16 protein-coding genes are annotated in these 16,571 nt (G+C 72.5%); 4 read left to right on the top strand and 12 right to left on the bottom strand.

What is annotated here, in order from left to right:
* Positions 1 to 11: 11 nt before the first annotated feature.
* The 9 genes from ACFU5F_RS10005 to zapE all read right to left on the bottom strand — a co-directional run bounded on the left by ACFU5F_RS10005 (position 12) and on the right by zapE (position 8,682).
* The gene (locus ACFU5F_RS10005) at positions 12 to 911 is read right to left on the bottom strand and encodes a polysaccharide deacetylase family protein (RefSeq protein ID WP_383884564.1); all 900 of its coding nucleotides are present in this window, start codon (positions 909 to 911) and stop codon (positions 12 to 14) included.
* A 39-nt stretch (positions 912 to 950) separates the two neighbouring features.
* Entirely contained in the window at positions 951 to 1,163 is a 213-nt protein-coding gene (locus tag ACFU5F_RS10000) for a DUF397 domain-containing protein (RefSeq protein WP_383884561.1), read from the bottom strand.
* Positions 1,160 to 1,981 (bottom strand): helix-turn-helix domain-containing protein, encoded by an 822-nt coding sequence (locus ACFU5F_RS09995; protein ID WP_383884559.1) that lies wholly within the window; start codon positions 1,979 to 1,981, stop codon positions 1,160 to 1,162. The genes ACFU5F_RS10000 and ACFU5F_RS09995 overlap by 4 nt, the downstream gene beginning before the upstream one ends.
* 142 nt (positions 1,982 to 2,123) lie before the next feature.
* On the bottom strand, positions 2,124 to 3,497 hold the full coding sequence (locus ACFU5F_RS09990) for a PhoX family protein (protein WP_383884556.1): 1,374 nt from the start codon (positions 3,495 to 3,497) through the stop codon (positions 2,124 to 2,126).
* Positions 3,498 to 3,605: 108 nt separating this feature from the next.
* Positions 3,606 to 4,442 (bottom strand): slipin family protein, encoded by an 837-nt coding sequence (locus ACFU5F_RS09985; RefSeq protein ID WP_383884554.1) that lies wholly within the window; start codon positions 4,440 to 4,442, stop codon positions 3,606 to 3,608.
* Between the two features lie 227 nt (positions 4,443 to 4,669).
* Positions 4,670 to 6,175 (bottom strand): SulP family inorganic anion transporter, encoded by a 1,506-nt coding sequence (locus tag ACFU5F_RS09980; RefSeq protein WP_383884551.1) that lies wholly within the window; start codon positions 6,173 to 6,175, stop codon positions 4,670 to 4,672.
* A gap of 56 nt (positions 6,176 to 6,231) precedes the next feature.
* Positions 6,232 to 6,810 (bottom strand): carbonic anhydrase, encoded by a 579-nt coding sequence (locus ACFU5F_RS09975; protein ID WP_383884548.1) that lies wholly within the window; start codon positions 6,808 to 6,810, stop codon positions 6,232 to 6,234.
* An 80-nt stretch (positions 6,811 to 6,890) separates the two neighbouring features.
* Positions 6,891 to 7,289 carry a hypothetical protein gene (locus ACFU5F_RS09970; RefSeq protein ID WP_383884545.1) on the bottom strand — a complete coding sequence of 133 codons (399 nt, stop codon included), beginning with the start codon at positions 7,287 to 7,289 and terminating at the stop codon, positions 6,891 to 6,893.
* Between the two features lie 247 nt (positions 7,290 to 7,536).
* Positions 7,537 to 8,682 (bottom strand): cell division protein ZapE, encoded by a 1,146-nt coding sequence (zapE, locus tag ACFU5F_RS09965; RefSeq protein ID WP_383884543.1) that lies wholly within the window; start codon positions 8,680 to 8,682, stop codon positions 7,537 to 7,539.
* On the opposite strand from zapE, the gene ACFU5F_RS09960 reads away from it, so the two are divergent.
* The 4 genes from ACFU5F_RS09960 to msrB all read left to right on the top strand — a co-directional run bounded on the left by ACFU5F_RS09960 (position 8,681) and on the right by msrB (position 12,119).
* Entirely contained in the window at positions 8,681 to 9,541 is an 861-nt protein-coding gene (locus ACFU5F_RS09960; protein ID WP_383884540.1) for a pyrimidine reductase family protein, read from the top strand. The two genes, zapE and ACFU5F_RS09960, sit on opposite strands and share 2 nt — an antisense overlap.
* Before the next feature lie 122 nt (positions 9,542 to 9,663).
* Positions 9,664 to 10,119, top strand: coding sequence for an indole-3-glycerol phosphate synthase (locus tag ACFU5F_RS09955; protein ID WP_383884537.1), 456 nt, complete (start codon positions 9,664 to 9,666; stop codon positions 10,117 to 10,119).
* 193 nt (positions 10,120 to 10,312) lie between these two features.
* Positions 10,313 to 11,698, top strand: coding sequence for a UDP-N-acetylmuramate--L-alanine ligase (murC, locus tag ACFU5F_RS09950; RefSeq protein WP_383884534.1), 1,386 nt, complete (start codon positions 10,313 to 10,315; stop codon positions 11,696 to 11,698).
* A gap of 13 nt (positions 11,699 to 11,711) precedes the next feature.
* Complete coding sequence (gene msrB, locus ACFU5F_RS09945) at positions 11,712 to 12,119, top strand: peptide-methionine (R)-S-oxide reductase MsrB (RefSeq protein WP_012999892.1); 408 nt, start codon at positions 11,712 to 11,714, stop codon at positions 12,117 to 12,119.
* Between the two features lie 99 nt (positions 12,120 to 12,218).
* Here msrB and ACFU5F_RS09940 read toward each other — a convergent pair whose 3' ends face one another.
* The 3 genes from ACFU5F_RS09940 to ACFU5F_RS09930 form a co-directional block, all read right to left on the bottom strand.
* The gene (locus ACFU5F_RS09940; RefSeq protein WP_383884531.1) at positions 12,219 to 13,190 is read right to left on the bottom strand and encodes an alpha/beta hydrolase; all 972 of its coding nucleotides are present in this window, start codon (positions 13,188 to 13,190) and stop codon (positions 12,219 to 12,221) included.
* Positions 13,191 to 13,453: 263 nt separating this feature from the next.
* On the bottom strand, positions 13,454 to 14,323 hold the full coding sequence (locus ACFU5F_RS09935) for a helix-turn-helix domain-containing protein (protein ID WP_383884528.1): 870 nt from the start codon (positions 14,321 to 14,323) through the stop codon (positions 13,454 to 13,456).
* A gap of 103 nt (positions 14,324 to 14,426) precedes the next feature.
* Complete coding sequence (locus tag ACFU5F_RS09930; protein ID WP_383884526.1) at positions 14,427 to 16,505, bottom strand: BTAD domain-containing putative transcriptional regulator; 2,079 nt, start codon at positions 16,503 to 16,505, stop codon at positions 14,427 to 14,429.
* Positions 16,506 to 16,571: the final 66 nt, after the last annotated feature.

The raw sequence follows: 16,571 nt of genomic DNA, 5'->3' as shown, positions 1-16,571 counted from the left end.
CCCCGCGCCTCTCAGCCCCGCGGGATCCTGCGGGCGTACGTCCCGTCCCCCTTCGCCGCCGTGGCCGCGGTCGTCCCGACCAGCTCCGACACCTTCACGAAGCGGAACCCGCGTGCCCGGAGCGTCGGCACGATCTTCCGCACGGCCCGCTCCGTGACCGGCGCGGCACTGCGCGTGCAGTGCATGACCACCACGGAACCCGGCCGCACCCCGTCCAGCACCTGCCGCACCACGTCGTCCGCGTCCGTCGCGAACGCGTCCCCGCTCACCACGTCCCACTGCACCGCCGTCACCCCGGACGCGCCGATCCTGCGCAGCGCACGGCTGTCGTAGCAGCCGCCGGGAAACCGGAAGTACGGCATCGGATCCGTCACCCCCGCCTCACGGAACACCCGGTAGGCACGCTCCAGGTCGGCCCGCATACGCCCCGGCGCCATGGTCGGCAGGCCGTGGCAGTCCTCGGTGAAGGCGTGATGGCTGTACGAGTGGTTCGCCACCTCGAAGAGGGGGTCCCGGCCGATGGACCGCGCCTGGATCGGGTACTCCTCGACCCACCGCCCTGTCATGAACAGGGTGGCCGGAACCCGCAGTCGGCGCAGTGCCGCGATCAGCTCGGGATTGTCGAACCGTTCACCGGCGGCGGCCCTGCCCCCCTGGTCCGCGGTCATGTCCGCGTCGAAGGTGAGCGCGACGGTCTTGTCCGCCGCCGTCCGCGGGCCGTGCTCGAACACCGGGGTCAGCCCGGCCGGGCCCGGCGCGAGCGTGGGCGGACGGGACACCGTGGCCGGGGAGGGGACGGCGGTGGCGTTGACGATGCGCGTCGAGGCCTGCGGGGTGCCACAGGCGGCGAGGGCGGCGCCGAGCGCGCCGATCGCACAGAGCGCGGTGATTCTTCGTACAGGACTGATCACCGTACGAACGTACGGCGGTGGGGTCTGCGGACCGTCGGTTCAGCTGCCGAACGACAGGGAGTCCGGCACGAAGTCACCCGCCTGGGTGACGAAGGGCTCCCAGGCGGCGGTCGACAGCACCAGCTCCGGGCTACCGGGGACCTTGGAGTCACGGACGTGGACGGCGGAGGGGAGGGTGGCGACTTCTACGCAGTCGTCGCCCTGGGTCCCGCTGTAGCTGCTCTTGAACCAGGCGAGTTCCGACCTGCTCATGACGCTCCTCGCATTCGCTCCAGTAGTCCCTCGGAATCAGCCGGGCTGAGGGCCTGCGAGCGCAGTGTCGCATATCGCTGGTTGAGCAGGCGGGCCTCATTCCCGTCGGAAATCAGACGGCCGCTCTGCTGACCCTCGGAGTACGCGAGTCGACGTCCGTCCGGCAACTCGACCAGCCTTACAGGGCCGTCGAGACACGCGTGGTGCCTGCTGCTCAGCGGCATGATCTGCACGACGACGTTCCGGAGCCGCATCTGCTCCAACAGATGGTCGAGCATCCCGCGCGTGACCTTGGGACCGCCCAACTCGCGTCGCACGACGGCCTCCTCGATGATGAAGCTGAACGAGGTGTTGGGGCGCTCGCGCAGCAGGCGCTGCCGCTCGGCGCGGGCCCTCACCTGCGCTTCGAGTTGTTCGTCGGCCAGTGGAGGGATGCTCTCCCCGAACACCGCCCGCACGTACGACTCCGACTGCAACAGCCCCGGTACCAACCGGCATTCGTACGTACTCAGGCTGACCGCCTGGCCCTCCAGCCGCGCCCACTTCCGGAACCACGAGGCCAGCCCCGGCTGGCGCGACAGATGCTTGCCCGCCCTCAGCAACGCCCCCGTCCCGCCCAGCACTTCGTCCGCCCGCTCCACGAACACCTCGTCCGCCATCCGCCTGCCCAGCTCGATCGAGGCGACCGTGTGGACGCTGAACCGCACCAACGGCGCGAACTGCTCCCTCGTGTGCCCGTGATGCTCCCGCAGCGCCTGCACGAACGCCCCGAACGTCTTCAGACTGTCGGACGGGTCGGGTTCCCAGTCGACGCTCATGCTCGGCCACCTCCGGGTGAGTCGGATCTCCCCACGATCAACTCACCCAGCGTCACCAACGGTTACGCGTACTGTCCATCGAACACGCATGTACGGCGACGTGCCGTACATGCGCGTTCCCCTCGGCTCCGCGCGGCTCGGGTCAGGTGCGGCGCCACGGCCCGGTCACCGCGAAGGTCGTCCCCGGGGTGTAGCAGTTGACGTACATCGTCCGGCCGTCGGGGGAGAACGTGACGCCGGCGAACTCGCCCCATTCGGGCTCTTCCGGGGTGCCGATGTTCTGGGCGTTGCGGGCCATGGCGTAGACCTCGCCGCGACGGGTGACACCGTAGACGTGCTGCGCGCCGTTGCCGTCCTCGCAGACCATGAGGCCGCCGGAGGGGGCGAGGCAGATGTTGTCGGGGGACTCGCCCGGGAGCTGGAGGTCGGTGTCGGGACCGAAGGCGATCACCAGGGTGAGGGTGCGGTGGTCGGGGTCGTAGCGCCAGATCTGGCCGTAGTGGTCGGCGGCCGAGCCGTCCGAGCTGCGGGCGAAGGAGGAGACGAAGTACACGCAGCGCCCGCCCCAGTAGCAGCCTTCGAGCTTCTGCGCGTGGGTGATGCCCTTGGGGCCGAAGTCCTGGTGCCGGATGGCCGTCCGGGCGGCCAGGGGGTCGGGGACGTCCACCCACTCGATGCCCTCGAAGCAGGCACCGGTGTCCTGGATGGGGGACAGGTCCGGCACGCCGGGGACCCGCATCGCCTGGAGCCGGCCGCCCGCGCGGAGTGACCCCAGGCCGCCCTTGGGCTTCTCGGGCAGGAAGCGGTAGAAGAGGCCGAAGGGACGCTCGAAGGCGTCCTCCGTCTCGTAGACCACGCCGCGCCTGGGGTCGACGGCGACCGCCTCGTGCTGGAAGCGGCCCATCGCGGTCAGGGGCACGGCTCCCGAGCGGCGCGGGTCCGCCGCGTCCACCTCGAAGATGAAACCGTGGTCCTTGGTGTAGCCGTTGGTGCCGGCCTTGTCCTCGTTCTCCTCGCAAGTCAGCCAGGTGCCCCAAGGGGTGGGCCCGCCCGCGCAGTTGACGGCCGTGCCGGCGATGGCGACGCCCTCCGCGAGGACCTTGCCGCGGGCATCGAGCGTCAGGGACGTACAGCCGCCCTTGGCCGTCGGGTCGTAGGTCAGGCCCTCGACCGTGGGGACCGGGATGCGGCCGGTGTGACGGTTCTCGTGGTTGCGGACGAGGTGGACCCGCCCGTGTCTGCCGGAGAAGGCGGACATGCCGTCGTGGTTGCTGGGGACCAGGCCCTCGCCGGAACGCAGGGCGTCGCCCTCGCGGGAGAGGACCTGATAGCGGAAACCTTTCGGCAGATCGAGCAGACCGTTCGGGTCGGGGATCAGGGGGCCGTAGCCGGAGTGGCCGAGGTCGCTCTGCGCGGCGGCCGAGCCCGCGAAGAGTTCGGAGAGGGCTCCGGTGAACGCGATGCCTGCGATGCCTGCGCCGGAACGGGCGAGGGCCTGACGGCGGGTCACTGACATGGGGGGACCTTCCTGTTGGCGGACAGGATGTGACCCGCCTGTGTGTATCACGCGGTCACGGCCACGTGAACCACGCGCAGGGAGGGAAGCGGAGGAATCGCCCCCGTGTCACTCGGTCGGCGGGGGCTGTGACGCAGGGGGCGGGGAGGGCGCCCGGGGCGGTTGCGGCGGGCCCGGCGGGGGGCCTGCCTGGGCTCGTTCGAGGAAGCGGAGCAGCTCCACCGGGAAGGGCAGGACGAGGGTGGAGTTCTTCTCCGCGGCGACCGCCACCACCGTCTGCAGCAGCCGGAGTTGGAGGGCGGCGGGCTGCTCGGACATCTGCTGGGCGGCTTCCGCGAGCTTCTTGGACGCCTGCAGCTCCGCGTCCGCGTTGATGATGCGGGCCCGGCGTTCGCGGTCGGCCTCGGCCTGGCGGGCCATGGAGCGTTTCATGGTGTCGGGGAGGGAGACGTCCTTGATCTCCACGCGGTCGATGGTGACGCCCCACTCCACGGCCGGGCTGTCGATCATCAGCTCCAGGCCTTGGTTGAGCTTCTCCCGGTTGGAGAGCAGGTCGTCGAGGTCGCTCTTGCCGATGATCGAACGCAGGGAGGTCTGGGCCATCTGGGAGACGGCGAAGCGGTAGTCCTCGACCTGGACGACCGCGTTCGCCGCGTCGACGACCTGGAAGTAGACGACCGCGTCGACGCGGACGGTGACGTTGTCGCGGGTGATGCCCTCCTGGGCCGGGACGGGCATCGTCACGATCTGCATGTTGACCTTGCGGATGCGGTCGATGCCGGGGACGACCATGGTGAACCCGGGAGTCCTGGGGGCACCGCGCAGGCGGCCCAGCCGGAAGACCACGCCCCGCTCGTACTGCTTGACGACTCGGGCGGCGGCCACGACGTACACGGCGCCGGCGGAGGCGGCCGCCGCGGCGGCCACGAGGAGTTCTTCGAGCATGACGACCCCCTTGAGTCGTCCCCTGTCGCTGGTATTACCACGATAGGGCGAGGCAGGGGCTCGGTCGACCGCCGCCGCCGGGGCCGGGCGGGGAGGGGAGGCGCTTGCCGGCACTCGCAGGGTGCCGTCGCGCGCCCACCCGTGCCGCCCCGGCGGCACGATCGCCCGCGGTCGGGGCAAGGGGCCGGGGCGGCACGGGCGCTTGGTCTCCGTCGGAGACTCCCAGGTCAGTGCGCTCCCGAGCGCACCTTCTCCGGTTCCGGCACCGTCATGCGCACCGGCTCCGTACCGGTCGCGCTGTGGCGGGAGGCCCAGTTCTCCAGGGCCGTGCGGCAGGCGTGGTCGAGGTGGTGGAGGCCGGTGAGGTGCAACTCCACCGGGCGGTCCTGGGGCAGGGACTCCAGGTTGTCGAGGATCTTCGGCAGCCGCAGGAAGGTCGCGTTGCCGGAGAGGTAGGCCTGGACGGGACCCGCGCCCTTGTCGATGACCTCCAGCTTGATGTGCGAGGCCTCCCAGGCGGTCTTGGCCACGGAGAGGGCCAGACCGATCAGCACGCCCTCGAACATGTTGACCGCGACGATCGCCACCGCCGTGGCCACCAGGATCAGCGCCTCGCCCCGGTGGCTGCGCCACAGGGAGGCGACCCCGCGGAACGGGATCAGCTTGAAGCCCGCGTGGACCAGGATGCCGGCCAGTGCGGGCAGCGGGATCAGGGCGAGGGCGCCCGGCAGCAGGGCCGCGAACAGCAGCAGCCAGACGCCGTGCAGGACCCGGGACGCCTTGGTCCGCGCACCGGCCTGGAGATTGGCGGAGCTGCGCACGATCACGGCCGTCATCGGCAGCGCGCCGAGCAGCCCGCACACGGTGTTGCCCGCGCCCTGGGCCATCAGCTCCTTGTCGTACTCGGTACGCGGACCGTCGTGCATCCGGTCCACGGCCGCCGCGCTGAACAGGCTCTCGGCGGAGGCGATGAGGGTGAAGGCGAGGATCGTGCCGAGGATCGCCACGTCCGCCAGCTCGCCGAAGGCGGCGAGGCCCGGGGGGTGGATGGCGTCCAGCAGTCCCTTCACCTCGACGTTCGCCACCGGCAGGCTGAAGGCCAGGGAGGCGAGCGTGGCCAGCAGGACCGCGGCGAGGGCGCCGGGGACCAGCTGGGCCTTCTTCGGCAGCCGCTTCCACAGCACCATCACGGCGACGGTGCCCGCGCCGATCGCCAGCGAGGCGAGTGCGGCGGTGCTGCCCAGCGCGTCGGCGAAGGCGCTGGGCAGACCCGCGATCTTGTCGATGCCGGAGGCGGGGGCCTTCAGACCGGCCGCCGCGTAGAGCTGGCCGGCGATGATCACGAGGCCGATGCCGGCGAGCATGCCCTCGACCACGGAGACGGATATCGCGCGGAACCAGCGGCCCAGCTTCAGCGCGCCCATGGCGAGCTGGAGCAGACCGGCGGCGAGCACGATGACCCCGAGGGCGGGCAGCCCGAACTGGCGTACCGCCTCGAAGACCAGCACGGTCAGACCGGCCGCCGGGCCGGAGACCTGGAGGCTGCTGCCGGGCATCATCCCGGCGACGAGACCGCCCACGATGCCGGTGACCAGGCCGAGTTCGGCCGGTACACCGGAGGCGACGGCCACGCCCACGCACAGCGGGAGGGCGACCAGGAACACGACGAGCGAGGCGCCGAAGTCCTGTCGCAGGTGGGGGAACCTGGATATGAGGGGGGATGCGGAAGACATGGGGGTCCTGGAACTCTCGGCGGTCTGGTCGGTCGTCTCGGACACCTGGCGGTCGCTCACAGGGCCTCGAACCGGTCGGTGTCCGCGCGGTGTTCGCGCACGGCACCGGTGTGGACCTCGTAGTACCAGCCGCGCAGCCGCAGCCGGCCGTCGGCGAGGCGCTTCTCCACGCACGGGTAGGAGCGCAGGCGCAGCAGCTGGCTGAGGACGTGGTTCTGCACACCGTCGGCGACGGCGGGGTCCTCGACGGCCCCCTCGGGGCGGGGGGTGGCGTGGGTCAGCCAGTCGCGGACGGCCGGTACGGCGTCCAGATCGTCGCCGCGCACCAGGGCGCCGACGGCGCCGCAGTGCGAGTGCCCGCAGACCACGATGTCGGTGACGCCGAGGACCTCCACGGCGTACTCGATGGTGGCCGTCTCACCGGTGGGGCGGTCGGGGGCGTAGGGCGGGACGATGTTGCCGGCGGTGCGCAGTTCGAACAGCTCGCCGGGGCGGGCGCCCGTGATCAGGGCGGGGACGACCCGTGAGTCGGAGCAGGTGATGAACAGGACCTCGGGGGACTGGCCTTCGGCCAGCCTGGCGAACTCCTCAGGGCGCTGTCCGAACGTACGGGCGTTGTCGATGAGGGGCTGCATGATGTGGTGACTCCTCCTGGCGCGCCTCGCTGGCGCGTCGGGCTTGCACGGCAAGGTGTGGGGGGAACGGGCTCCGTGTCTCAGCAGCGGAAGACCTGGAGGGCGGCCGGGGTGTGGGCCGTGCGGGATCTCGCCGCCGGGTGGTGCCGGGGCGAGGGCTGTCCGGACCGGCTCGTGGCCGCCGGGTTCTCCTCCGCAGGCGGACGCGCGGGTGCCCCGGGAAGGGGGTGCGGGGCCGCGCGGTGCCGGTCGCGGGTGCGGAGCGGACCGATCGGGTCCTGTGCGGGTGCGCAGGTGCGGTGGGTGGCCGTCTTGTCACGCACCGGCTTCGCCCTGGGGGTGTTTCCGGGCTCGGCCTTGGCCTTGGTGTGACCGAGTGTGTGCGCGGCTGCGAAGGAAGCAGCGGGAGCGAAGAACGTGAGGGCGAGCAGGACGGCGGCGAGGGCCGAAAGGACGGTCCGGGTCGTCGTACCTCGCAATATGAGCCTCCTCACTGGCAGTTCTCGGTGTCTCCCACGCGTCGGCAGTTGCCCGACTTGGTCAACCGATGGTCAACCGCTGGTCAAGAAACACGTTAACCCTGCAAAGTTGTTTGCAGGGTTAACTTAACGTTGCGAGCTGAAGAGAGCCTGAAAAGCGTGGGCGGGTTGGCCGAAATCGACCCTTGACCTGGGGGAGTCCGTCAGGGTCGGTCCGCGGCCGGTGGGGGTGTCGGCGCCGGTGGGGTCAGTGCTCCACGAGCCGCTTCGCGTCGCGCGCGAGGGCGGTGAGGCGGGAGATGGCGCGGAAGTACTTCTTGCGGTAGCCGCCGTTCAGCATCTCCTCGCTGAACAGCCGGTCGAACGGCAGCCCGGAGGCGAGCACGGGCACCTCCCGGTCGTACAACCGGTCGGCGAGCACCACCAGCCGCAGGGCCGTGGACTGGTCCGGGACCGGCTGGACGTCGGTCAGGCAGACCGCTTTCAGGCCGTCGGTGAGGGCGCCGTACCGGCTGGGGTGGACGCGCGCGAGGTGGTCCAGCAGGTGCGGGAAGTCGTCGAGCGAGGCGCCCGCGGTCGCGTACGCCGTCTTGGTGACCTGCTCGTCGGAGTACGGCGCCGGGGCCTCGGGCAGGCCGCGGTGGCGGTAGTCCTCGCCGTCGATGCGCAGCGAGCGGAAGTGGGCCGACAGGCCCTGGATCTCGCGCAGGAAGTCGACCGACGCGAACCGGCCCTCACCGAGCTTGCCCGGCAGCGTGTTCGAGGTGGCGGCCAGGGCCACCCCCGCGTCGACGAGCTTGCCGAGCAGGGTCGACACCAGGACGGTGTCGCCCGGGTCGTCCAGCTCGAACTCGTCGATGCACAGCAGGCGGTGCCCGGAGAGCGTCTGGACCGTCTTCTGGAAACCGAGGGCGCCGACCAGGTTCGTCAGCTCCACGAAGGTGCCGAAGGCCTTGAGGGAGGGCTCGGCCGGGGTGGCGTGCCAGAGGGAGGCGAGCAGGTGGGTCTTCCCGACGCCGTAACCGCCGTCCAGGTAGACGCCGCGGGGGCCGGCCGGGGTCTTGGGGCCCTTCGCCCTGCCGAAGCCCAGGAAGCCGCGCCTGCCCGCGCCGGTCGCGTGCGCCCCGCCGAGGCCCGCCGCGAAGCCGCTCAGGACGCGGACGGCCTCGGTCTGGCTGGGCTGATTCGGGTCCGGGAGGTACGTGTCGAAGCGGACCGCGTCGAAGCGGGGCGGCGGCACCATCTCGGCGACGAGCCGGTCCGCGGGGACGTGGGGCTCGCGGGTGCACAGGGACGAGGGGCCCGCTTCGGGTATCGGGCCGATTCCGGACACGGTGGCTGAGGACGACGACACGGTTACCGAGTCTAAGGGTCGTGCCAGACTGCACGACATGCGACGCCTGTTCCCTGTGACCGAAGAGACAGCGGCCCCGACACGGGACGTGACCGGTGGTGCGACGGAGGCCGGTGTGCGGACCCCGGGCGGGGGAGGCGGCCCGGCGGGCGGGGCGGATCCCGTCGACCGGGAGTGGAGCCTCGACGAGCTGGCCGCCGCGTACGCCTATCCCGAACCGGCGCCGGGCGGGCGGGAGCCGTGGCTGCGCGTCAACATGGTGTCCACGCTCGACGGCGCCGCCCAGCACGACGGCCGTTCGCAGCCGATCTCCAGCGACGCCGACATGCGGATCTTCGGCACCCTGCGGGGACTCGCGGACGTGGTGGTCGTCGGCGCGGAGACCGTACGTCAGGAGGGGTACCGGCCGGCCCGGGCGCGCGAGGCGTTCGCCGAGGCGCGCCGGGCGGCCGGACAGACGCCGGCCCCGGCCGTCGCCGTGGTCAGCGCGAGTCTGGACCTGGACTTCTCACTGCCGCTGTTCAGCTCGCCCTCGGTCCCCACCCTCCTGCTGACCGGAGCCGCCGCGCCCCCCGACCGGGTCGCGGCCGCCGAGAAGGCGGGTGTCCGGGTTCTGGTCGCCGGGGACGGCACGGGGGTCGACCCCGCGCGGGCCGTACGGGCCCTCGCCGGTCTGGGGCTGACCCGCCTGCTCGGCGAGGGCGGGCCCCGGCTGCTGGGGCAGTGGATCGCCTCCGACGTCCTCGACGAACTCTGTCTGACCGTGTCGCCGATGCTCACGGCCGGCCACGCCCAGCGGATCGCCGGAGGCCCCTCCGTACCGGTGCCCAGGCGCTTCGCACTCGCCTCGCTGCTGGAGGAGGGGGGCTTCCTGTTCGGCCGTTACCGTCGCACGTGAAAGCGGGCGGAATATTCCGTTCCGTTTAGCGTTCGCCGGGCACACTAGAACCCTGAGGAGTGAGGGCCCGCGAGGGCCCTCCGATGAGAAGGGCGCCTGTGGTGTCGTTCACGAGCGTATTGATGATCGAGAAGGTCCTGACGTCAGCGGACGTGGAGTTCGTCACGACCCTGCACGGCGACGAGCGGGCCTTCTTCCATGTGCTGCTCCAGCCCCGGGGCAACCAGGCCGACCAGCTGCTGCGAGCCATCGACGACCTCGCCCTCGGCGAACTGGACGAGGCGGCACGGGAAGGGGACACCCCGGAGGGCGAACAGGCGCTCGACGCCGGGGAGCGCGCCCTGGAGGTGTCGCTGCAGGCGCTGCGGGCGGCCGGAAGCCCGGCGGAGGGGCGGTTGATCGAGGACCACCCGCTGGACGCGCTGAAGTCGCTGGTGGAGGAGGTGGGGGCCGATGAGGTGCTGGTGCTCACCGATCCGCATTACGTGGAGGAGTTCTTCCACCGGGACTGGGCTTCTCGGGCTCGGCACAAGGTCGGGGTGCCGGTGCTGAAGCTGTTCTCGCACAGCCGGGCGTAGGCGAGCGGCGCCGTAGGGGTGCTGCGCTCCGCCCGGTGCGCGTGCGCCGTGGCTCGTCGCGCAGTTCCCCGCGCCCCTGAAGGGCGCGGCCCCCGGCCCATGGCTGTAGGGGCGCCCAGGTGTGTTGGCTAGGGTGGGGGCGCGCCTGCTGTGGGGCGTGGATCGACTTCGTACCGTCGCTTGGAGAACACGCATGGCTCCCGGACTGCCCACCGCCATGGAACGGCCGCACTTCATCGGGATCGGTGGGGCCGGGATGTCGGGGATCGCGAAGATTCTCGCGCAGCGAGGGGCCGCGGTGGCCGGGAGCGACGCCAAGGAGTCGGAGACGGCCGGGGCGTTGCGTGCGCTCGGGGCGACCGTGCGCATCGGGCACGCGGCGGAGCACCTCGCGGACGACGCCACATGCGTGGTCGTGTCGTCGGCGATCCGGGCCGACAACCCCGAGCTGGCCCGCGCCGCCGAGCTGGGGATCCCCGTGGTCCACCGGTCGGACGCGCTCGCCCGGCTGATGGACGGCCTGCGGCCGATCGCCGTGGCCGGGACGCACGGCAAGACCACCACCACCTCCATGCTGGCGGTCTCGCTGGGCGAACTGGGGCTGAAGCCGTCGTACGCCATCGGCGGCGACCTCGACGTCCCCGGGTCCAACGCGGTGCACGGGGACGGCGAGATCTTCGTCGCCGAGGCGGACGAGAGCGACCGGAGCTTCCACAAGTACGCGCCCGAGGTGGCGATCGTCCTCAACGTGGAGCTGGACCACCACGCCAACTACGCCTCCATGGACGAGATCTACGAGTCCTTCGAGACGTTCGCCGGCCGGATCGTGCCCGGCGGCACCCTGGTGATCTCCGCCGACCACGAGGGTGCGCGGGAGCTGACCTCCCGGCTGTCCGGGGTGCGCGTCGTGACGTACGGCGAGCGCGAGGACGCCGACGTGCGGGTGCTGTCGGTCGTCGCGCAGGGCCTGAGGAGCGAGGTCACGGTCCTGCTGGACGGGCAGGCGATCACCTTCGGCGTGTCCGTACCGGGACGGCACTACGCGCACAACGCGGTGGCCGCGCTGGCGGCGGGCGTCGCCCTCGGGGTGCCGGCGGCCGAGCTGGCGCCCGCGCTGGCGGCGTACACCGGGGTGAAGCGGCGCCTGCAGCTCAAGGGCGAGGCGCGCGGCGTCCAGGTGATCGACTCCTACGCCCACCACCCCACCGAGATGACCGCCGACCTGGAGGCCATGCGGTCGGCCGCCGGGGACGCGCGGATCCTGGTGGTCTTCCAGCCGCACCTGTTCTCCCGCACTCAGGAGCTGGGCACCGAGATGGGGCAGTCCCTGGCGCTGGCCGACGCCTCGGTCGTCCTCGACATCTACCCGGCCCGTGAGGACCCGATCCCGGGGGTCACCAGCGAACTGATCATCGGGGCGGCGCGGAGCGCGGGCGCGGACGTGACGGCCCTGCACGACAAGGCGGAGGTGCCCGGCACGATCGCGGGAATGGCGAAGCCGGGTGATCTCGTTCTCACCATGGGCGCGGGTGACGTGACGGACCTGGGCCCGAAGATCCTGGACCGTCTTTCCGATTGAGGGGCTGAGACGCATGTCGTACGACGTCGAGAAGCCGGACGAGCAGTGGCGCGCGGAGCTGACACCGGCCGAGTACGCCGTGCTCCGACAGGCCGGCACGGAGCCCGCGTTCGTCGGTGAGTACACCGACACCAAGACCAAGGGTGTCTACTCCTGTCGCGCCTGCGGTGCCGAACTCTTCACCTCCGACACGAAGTTCGAGTCGCACTGCGGCTGGCCGTCCTTCTACGACCCGAAGGACACCGACGCGGTGGAGCTGCTGTCCGACCGGTCGCACGGCATGGTCCGCACCGAGGTGCGGTGCGCCCGGTGCGGCTCGCACCTCGGGCACGTCTTCGAGGGCGAGGGGTACGCCACCCCGACCGACCAGCGGTACTGCATCAACAGCATCTCGCTGACGCTGACCGCCGACGAGAGCTGACACCGGCCGCCGGCCGGCCGGTCGCCGGGGGAGAGAGCCTGTCCGCAGGCCCTCTCCCCCGGTTCCGGCGCCGCCGTGCGCCGGCGGGGGCCGGGTGCCTCAGCGGCCGTGCAGGGCCGTGCGCAGCGTGCCCGTCGCCAGGGTGATCGCGGTCTCGGCCGCGTGGGTTTCGCGCAGGGCGTCGAGCATGACGAAGTCGTGGATGACGCCCTGGAAACGCACGGCGGTCACCGCCACGCCCGCCTCGCGCAGCTTGTTGGCGTACGCCTCGCCCTCGTCGCGCAGGACGTCGGCCTCACCGGTGACGACCAGGGCCGGGGGCAGGTCCCTGAGCTGCTCGACGTTCGCCCGCAGCGGGGACGCGGTGATCTGGGCGCGCTCGGCCTCGTCCGTCGTGTACTGGTCCCAGAACCACCGCATCCCGTCGCGGCGCAGGAAGTAGCCCGTCGCGAACTGGTGATAGGACGCGGTGTCGAAACTCGCGTCCGTCACCGGGTAGAACAGCACCTGCTGGACCAGCGGCACGTCACCGCGCTGCTTGGCCATCAGGGTCAGCGCGGCGGTCATGTTGCCGCCGACCGAGTCCCCGGCGACGGCCAGCCGGGCACCGTCCAGGTCCTTGGACGCGCCCTGCTCGACGACCCACTTCGCGACGGTGTAGTTCTGCTCGATGGCGACCGGGTAGCGGGCCTCGGGGGAGAGGTCGTACTCGGGGAACACCACGGCGGCGTGCGCGCCGACGGCCAGCTCGCGCACCAGGCGGTCGTGGGTGTGCGCGTTGCCGAACACCCAGCCCGCGCCGTGGATGTAGAGAATGACCGGCAGGACGCCCTCGGCACCGGCGGGCCGTACGATCCGCGCCCGCACACTGCCCGTCGGGCCGCCGGAGACGGTGACCCACTCCTCGTCGATCTCCGGTTTCGCGATCTCACCGGACTGCACCTCGTCGACCGCCTTCCGCCCCTCGGCGGGCGGCAGTTCGAAGAGGAAGGGCGGGTTGGCGGTGGCCTCCGCGAACGCGGCGGCCGCCGGCTCCAGGACCGGACGGGCCGGCTCGAAGGTGTCGGACATGGGGATCTCCTGGTGTGGTGCGGTGCGGTGTGGTGCGGTGTGGTGCTCTGTGTCGGGTGCGGTCCAGCTGGTGTGCGGTGCGGCTGGTGTGCGCTGTGGTGCCGGACGTGGGAGGCGCGCGTGTGGGGTGCGCGGGTGGGGTGCTTCGTCCGCGCCGCCCGACGCCCGATCCGGCCAGCAGGCTAGGAGCTGAAGGCCGCGGGGGATCGCCCGCCGGCGCACCGGAGCCGGTCCGAGAGCGCACTGACCGGGGCCACCGGGTGTCAGGCCCGGCTGCCGGGGCGTCCCGCCGTGTCCCGCCACTCGCTCGGTGACATGCCGTACGCGGCCCTGAAGACCCGGCTGAAGTGGGTGGCGCTCAGGAAGCCCCAGCGGCCGGCGACCGAGGCGATGGTGCGGCGGTTGCGCAGGCCGTGCACGAGGTCACGGCGGCACTCCTCCAGGCGGCGGCGCTGGATCCAGCGGCCCACGGTCGTGCCCTCGTCCCGGAAGAGTTTGTGCAGATAGCGCACCGAGATGTGGTGGGCCCCGGCGATCACCTCGGGCGACAGGTCCGCGTCGGCGAGGTGCTCGTCGATGAACCGCACGACACGCGCCACCATGGGCGACCGGCTGCCCGGTGTGTCCGTCACCTCCCGCCCCGACCGCTCCGTGGCGAGGGTGGCCAGCAGGTTCACGGCGTTGCGGGCGAGCATCTCGCCGACCGGGGGATCGGCGCGGACCGTGTCGGCCAGTTCGGACAGGAACGGCGACAGCAGCGTCCCCAGACGGGAGGTCCGGGCGACCGGGGTCGCCAGGACGCGCCGCAGATCGCCGTCCTCCAGCCCCAGCTCCTCGCGCGAGACGAGGAAGACCTTCAGCCGGCAGTGCTCGGGCAGGTGCCAAGACGGCGGGTGGTCGGCGTCGTAGAAGCAGATGTCACCCGGCTGGAGGTGGACGTCCGGTATCCGCCCGTCGAGCGGAACGCCGGTCCCGCGCACGCCCACCAGCAGATACGTGCCGCCGGTCCCTCCGGTCAGCCGGTACGCGTCCGCTCCGGGCCGGCCGTCCCCGGGCAGCGCCTCGGCCGCGCCGTCGAGGACGGAGACACGGAGGCCCGCCGTCTCCACGGTGCTGGTGTCCGACCTGGTCATCTCTGTTCTCCTCCGGGGCAGTTCGAGCGCGGCGTCAGCCACCGCACTCGGAGCGTAGGAAGGGAGATGTGAAAAAAGAGTGACCGTGAAGTGACGGCGGCCGTCACGGAGTGTCCGGGCATGGGCCGGGGGCGTGGGCGGCGGCCTGTTCGGCGGCGAAGACGCGCAGCAGCTCGTGCTGGGCGTAGCGGCCGGGCGCGCACTCGGTGACGAGGTGGGCGTCGGCGAGCCCGTCGAGCAGGAGCCGGGCGCTGCGGGCCGGGAGCCCGGCCAGCGCGGCGGCCGCGTCGGGGGTCAGCCCGGGTCCCGGGTGCCGGGACAGCAGCCGGAACAGCCGGGCGCTCTCCGGCCGCAGCCGGCGGTAGGACCGGGCGAAGGCGGTGCGCAGGTCGGGCGCTTCGCCGGGGTGCGCGCCGGGGTCCTGTCGGCGGGCGTCGGGGCCGGTACGGGCGTCGGCTCCCCTCGAAGGTGCGGTGAAGGCGTCGAGGGTGCCCTGGCTGTGCCGGAGTTCGTCCGCGAGGTTCCTGAGGGGGATGTCCGGGTGGGCGGCGGCGCGGGTGGCGGTGATCGTCAGGGCCAGGGGCAGCCGGCCGCACCGGGTGACGATCTCGTCGGCCGCCCCGGGTTCGTCGGCCGGGCGGGCGTCACCGGTGTGTGCCGCGAGGATCGCGTGCGCGTCCGCCGCCGACGGCAGGTCCAGACGCAGCGGATGGGTGCCCGAAGCGATCAGACCGGACAGCCCGTGGCGACTGGTGACCAGGGTCAGACAGCCGGGCGAGGCCGGCAGCAGCGGTCGTACCTGCTCGGTGTCCGCCGCGTCGTCCAGCACCACCAGCAGCCGCCGCCCGGCCAGCAGACTCCGGTACAGCCCGGCCAGGGAGTCCGGGCGGTCCGGCATCCGTGGGGCGGGCACCCCGAGCGCGGCGAGCAGCACACGCAGCGCCGCCGCCGGGTCCAGCGGTGGCCTGACGGGGTCGAACCCCCGCAGCGCGACGTCGAGCCGGCCGTCGGGGAAGCGTCCGGCGACCTGGTCCGCCCAGCGCAGCGCGAGAGCCGTTTTCCCGATGCCGGGCATCCCGCTGATCAGCACGGACGCGGGTGTGCCCGGGGAGAGTGCGTGCGGGCTCGGGGCGGTCCCGGTGGCGGGGGCGGCCGCTTCCGTGATCTCTGCCAGACGGCCGAGTTCGGCTCGTCGGCCGACGAACACCCGTGACGCAGGGGGTGGTTGGCCGGGGTCGCCGGGCCCTCGGCCGGGGGACCGCTGCGCGGGCGGGGTGCCCCCAGGTTCTCCGGCCGTGAGGGCATCGGCCGTGGGGGCCGTGGAAGTCGGCGGGCCGGCCGGTGGTGTGCGCGGGGAGGACCCCGGCGGCGCGGCCGTCCGGCCGGCCGACGGGCCCGGACCCGTCGACGCCCGAGGGCGACTCGGCCCCCACTCCTGGCGGAGCACCCTGCCGTGCGCCGCGACGAGTTCCGCGCCGGGTGCCACTCCCAGCTCCTCGGCCAGCAGCCGTCGTACGCGCTCGTACGCGGCCAGTGCCTCCGCCTGGAGGCCGGACGCGGCCAGGGACATGACGAGCGCGGCCTGCAACGACTCGTCGAGCGGGTCGCGTTCGAGGGCCTGCCGCAACCGGGGCAGCACCTGCTCGCCGTGTCCGCTCAGGAGCGCCGCGTCGGCGGCCATCCGTGCCGTACCGGCCAACTCGCGTTCCACTTCCACGAAGACGGCGTGCTCCCGTACGGCGGCGGGTATCCCCATCCCCACCGGGCCCCGCCACTCGCCCAGCGCGTCCAGGAAGTGCCGCGACGCCACCTCGGACCGCCCCGTGGCCGCAGCCCGCTTGCCCCGCTTCGTGAGCGCGCGGAACCGCAGCAGATCGACCTCGTCCTCGGCGGCCTCCAGCAGATAGCCCCCGGCGGCGCGCAGCAGCCGCCGTCCGGGTGCGCGGGGCGGCAGCCCGGGTTCGAGCAGCCGCCGCAGCGCACCGGCGTACCGGCGCACCACGTTCCTCGCGCTGGCCGGTGCCCGCTCGGGCCACAGCACGTCCACGATCTCGCCCGCCGGCACCGGCCGGCCGGCCCGGACCACCAGCAGGGCCAGCAGGGCCCGCTGCTGGGGGAACCCGAGGTCGAGGTCCGCCCCGCCCCGGCGGACCCTGAGGGGCCCCAGCACCTCGAACCGCATCAACGCCCCACGGGGACGGACCGGTCGGCGGCCACACCCACCCGCGCCGGTCCCGGCGCCCCCGCG

The organism is Streptomyces sp. NPDC057438 (assembly GCF_042802995.1).
Taxonomy (GTDB): domain Bacteria; phylum Actinomycetota; class Actinomycetes; order Streptomycetales; family Streptomycetaceae; genus Streptomyces.
Note: the sequence above shows the minus strand (reverse complement) of the source record. Positions and strands in the feature narration are given on the sequence as shown.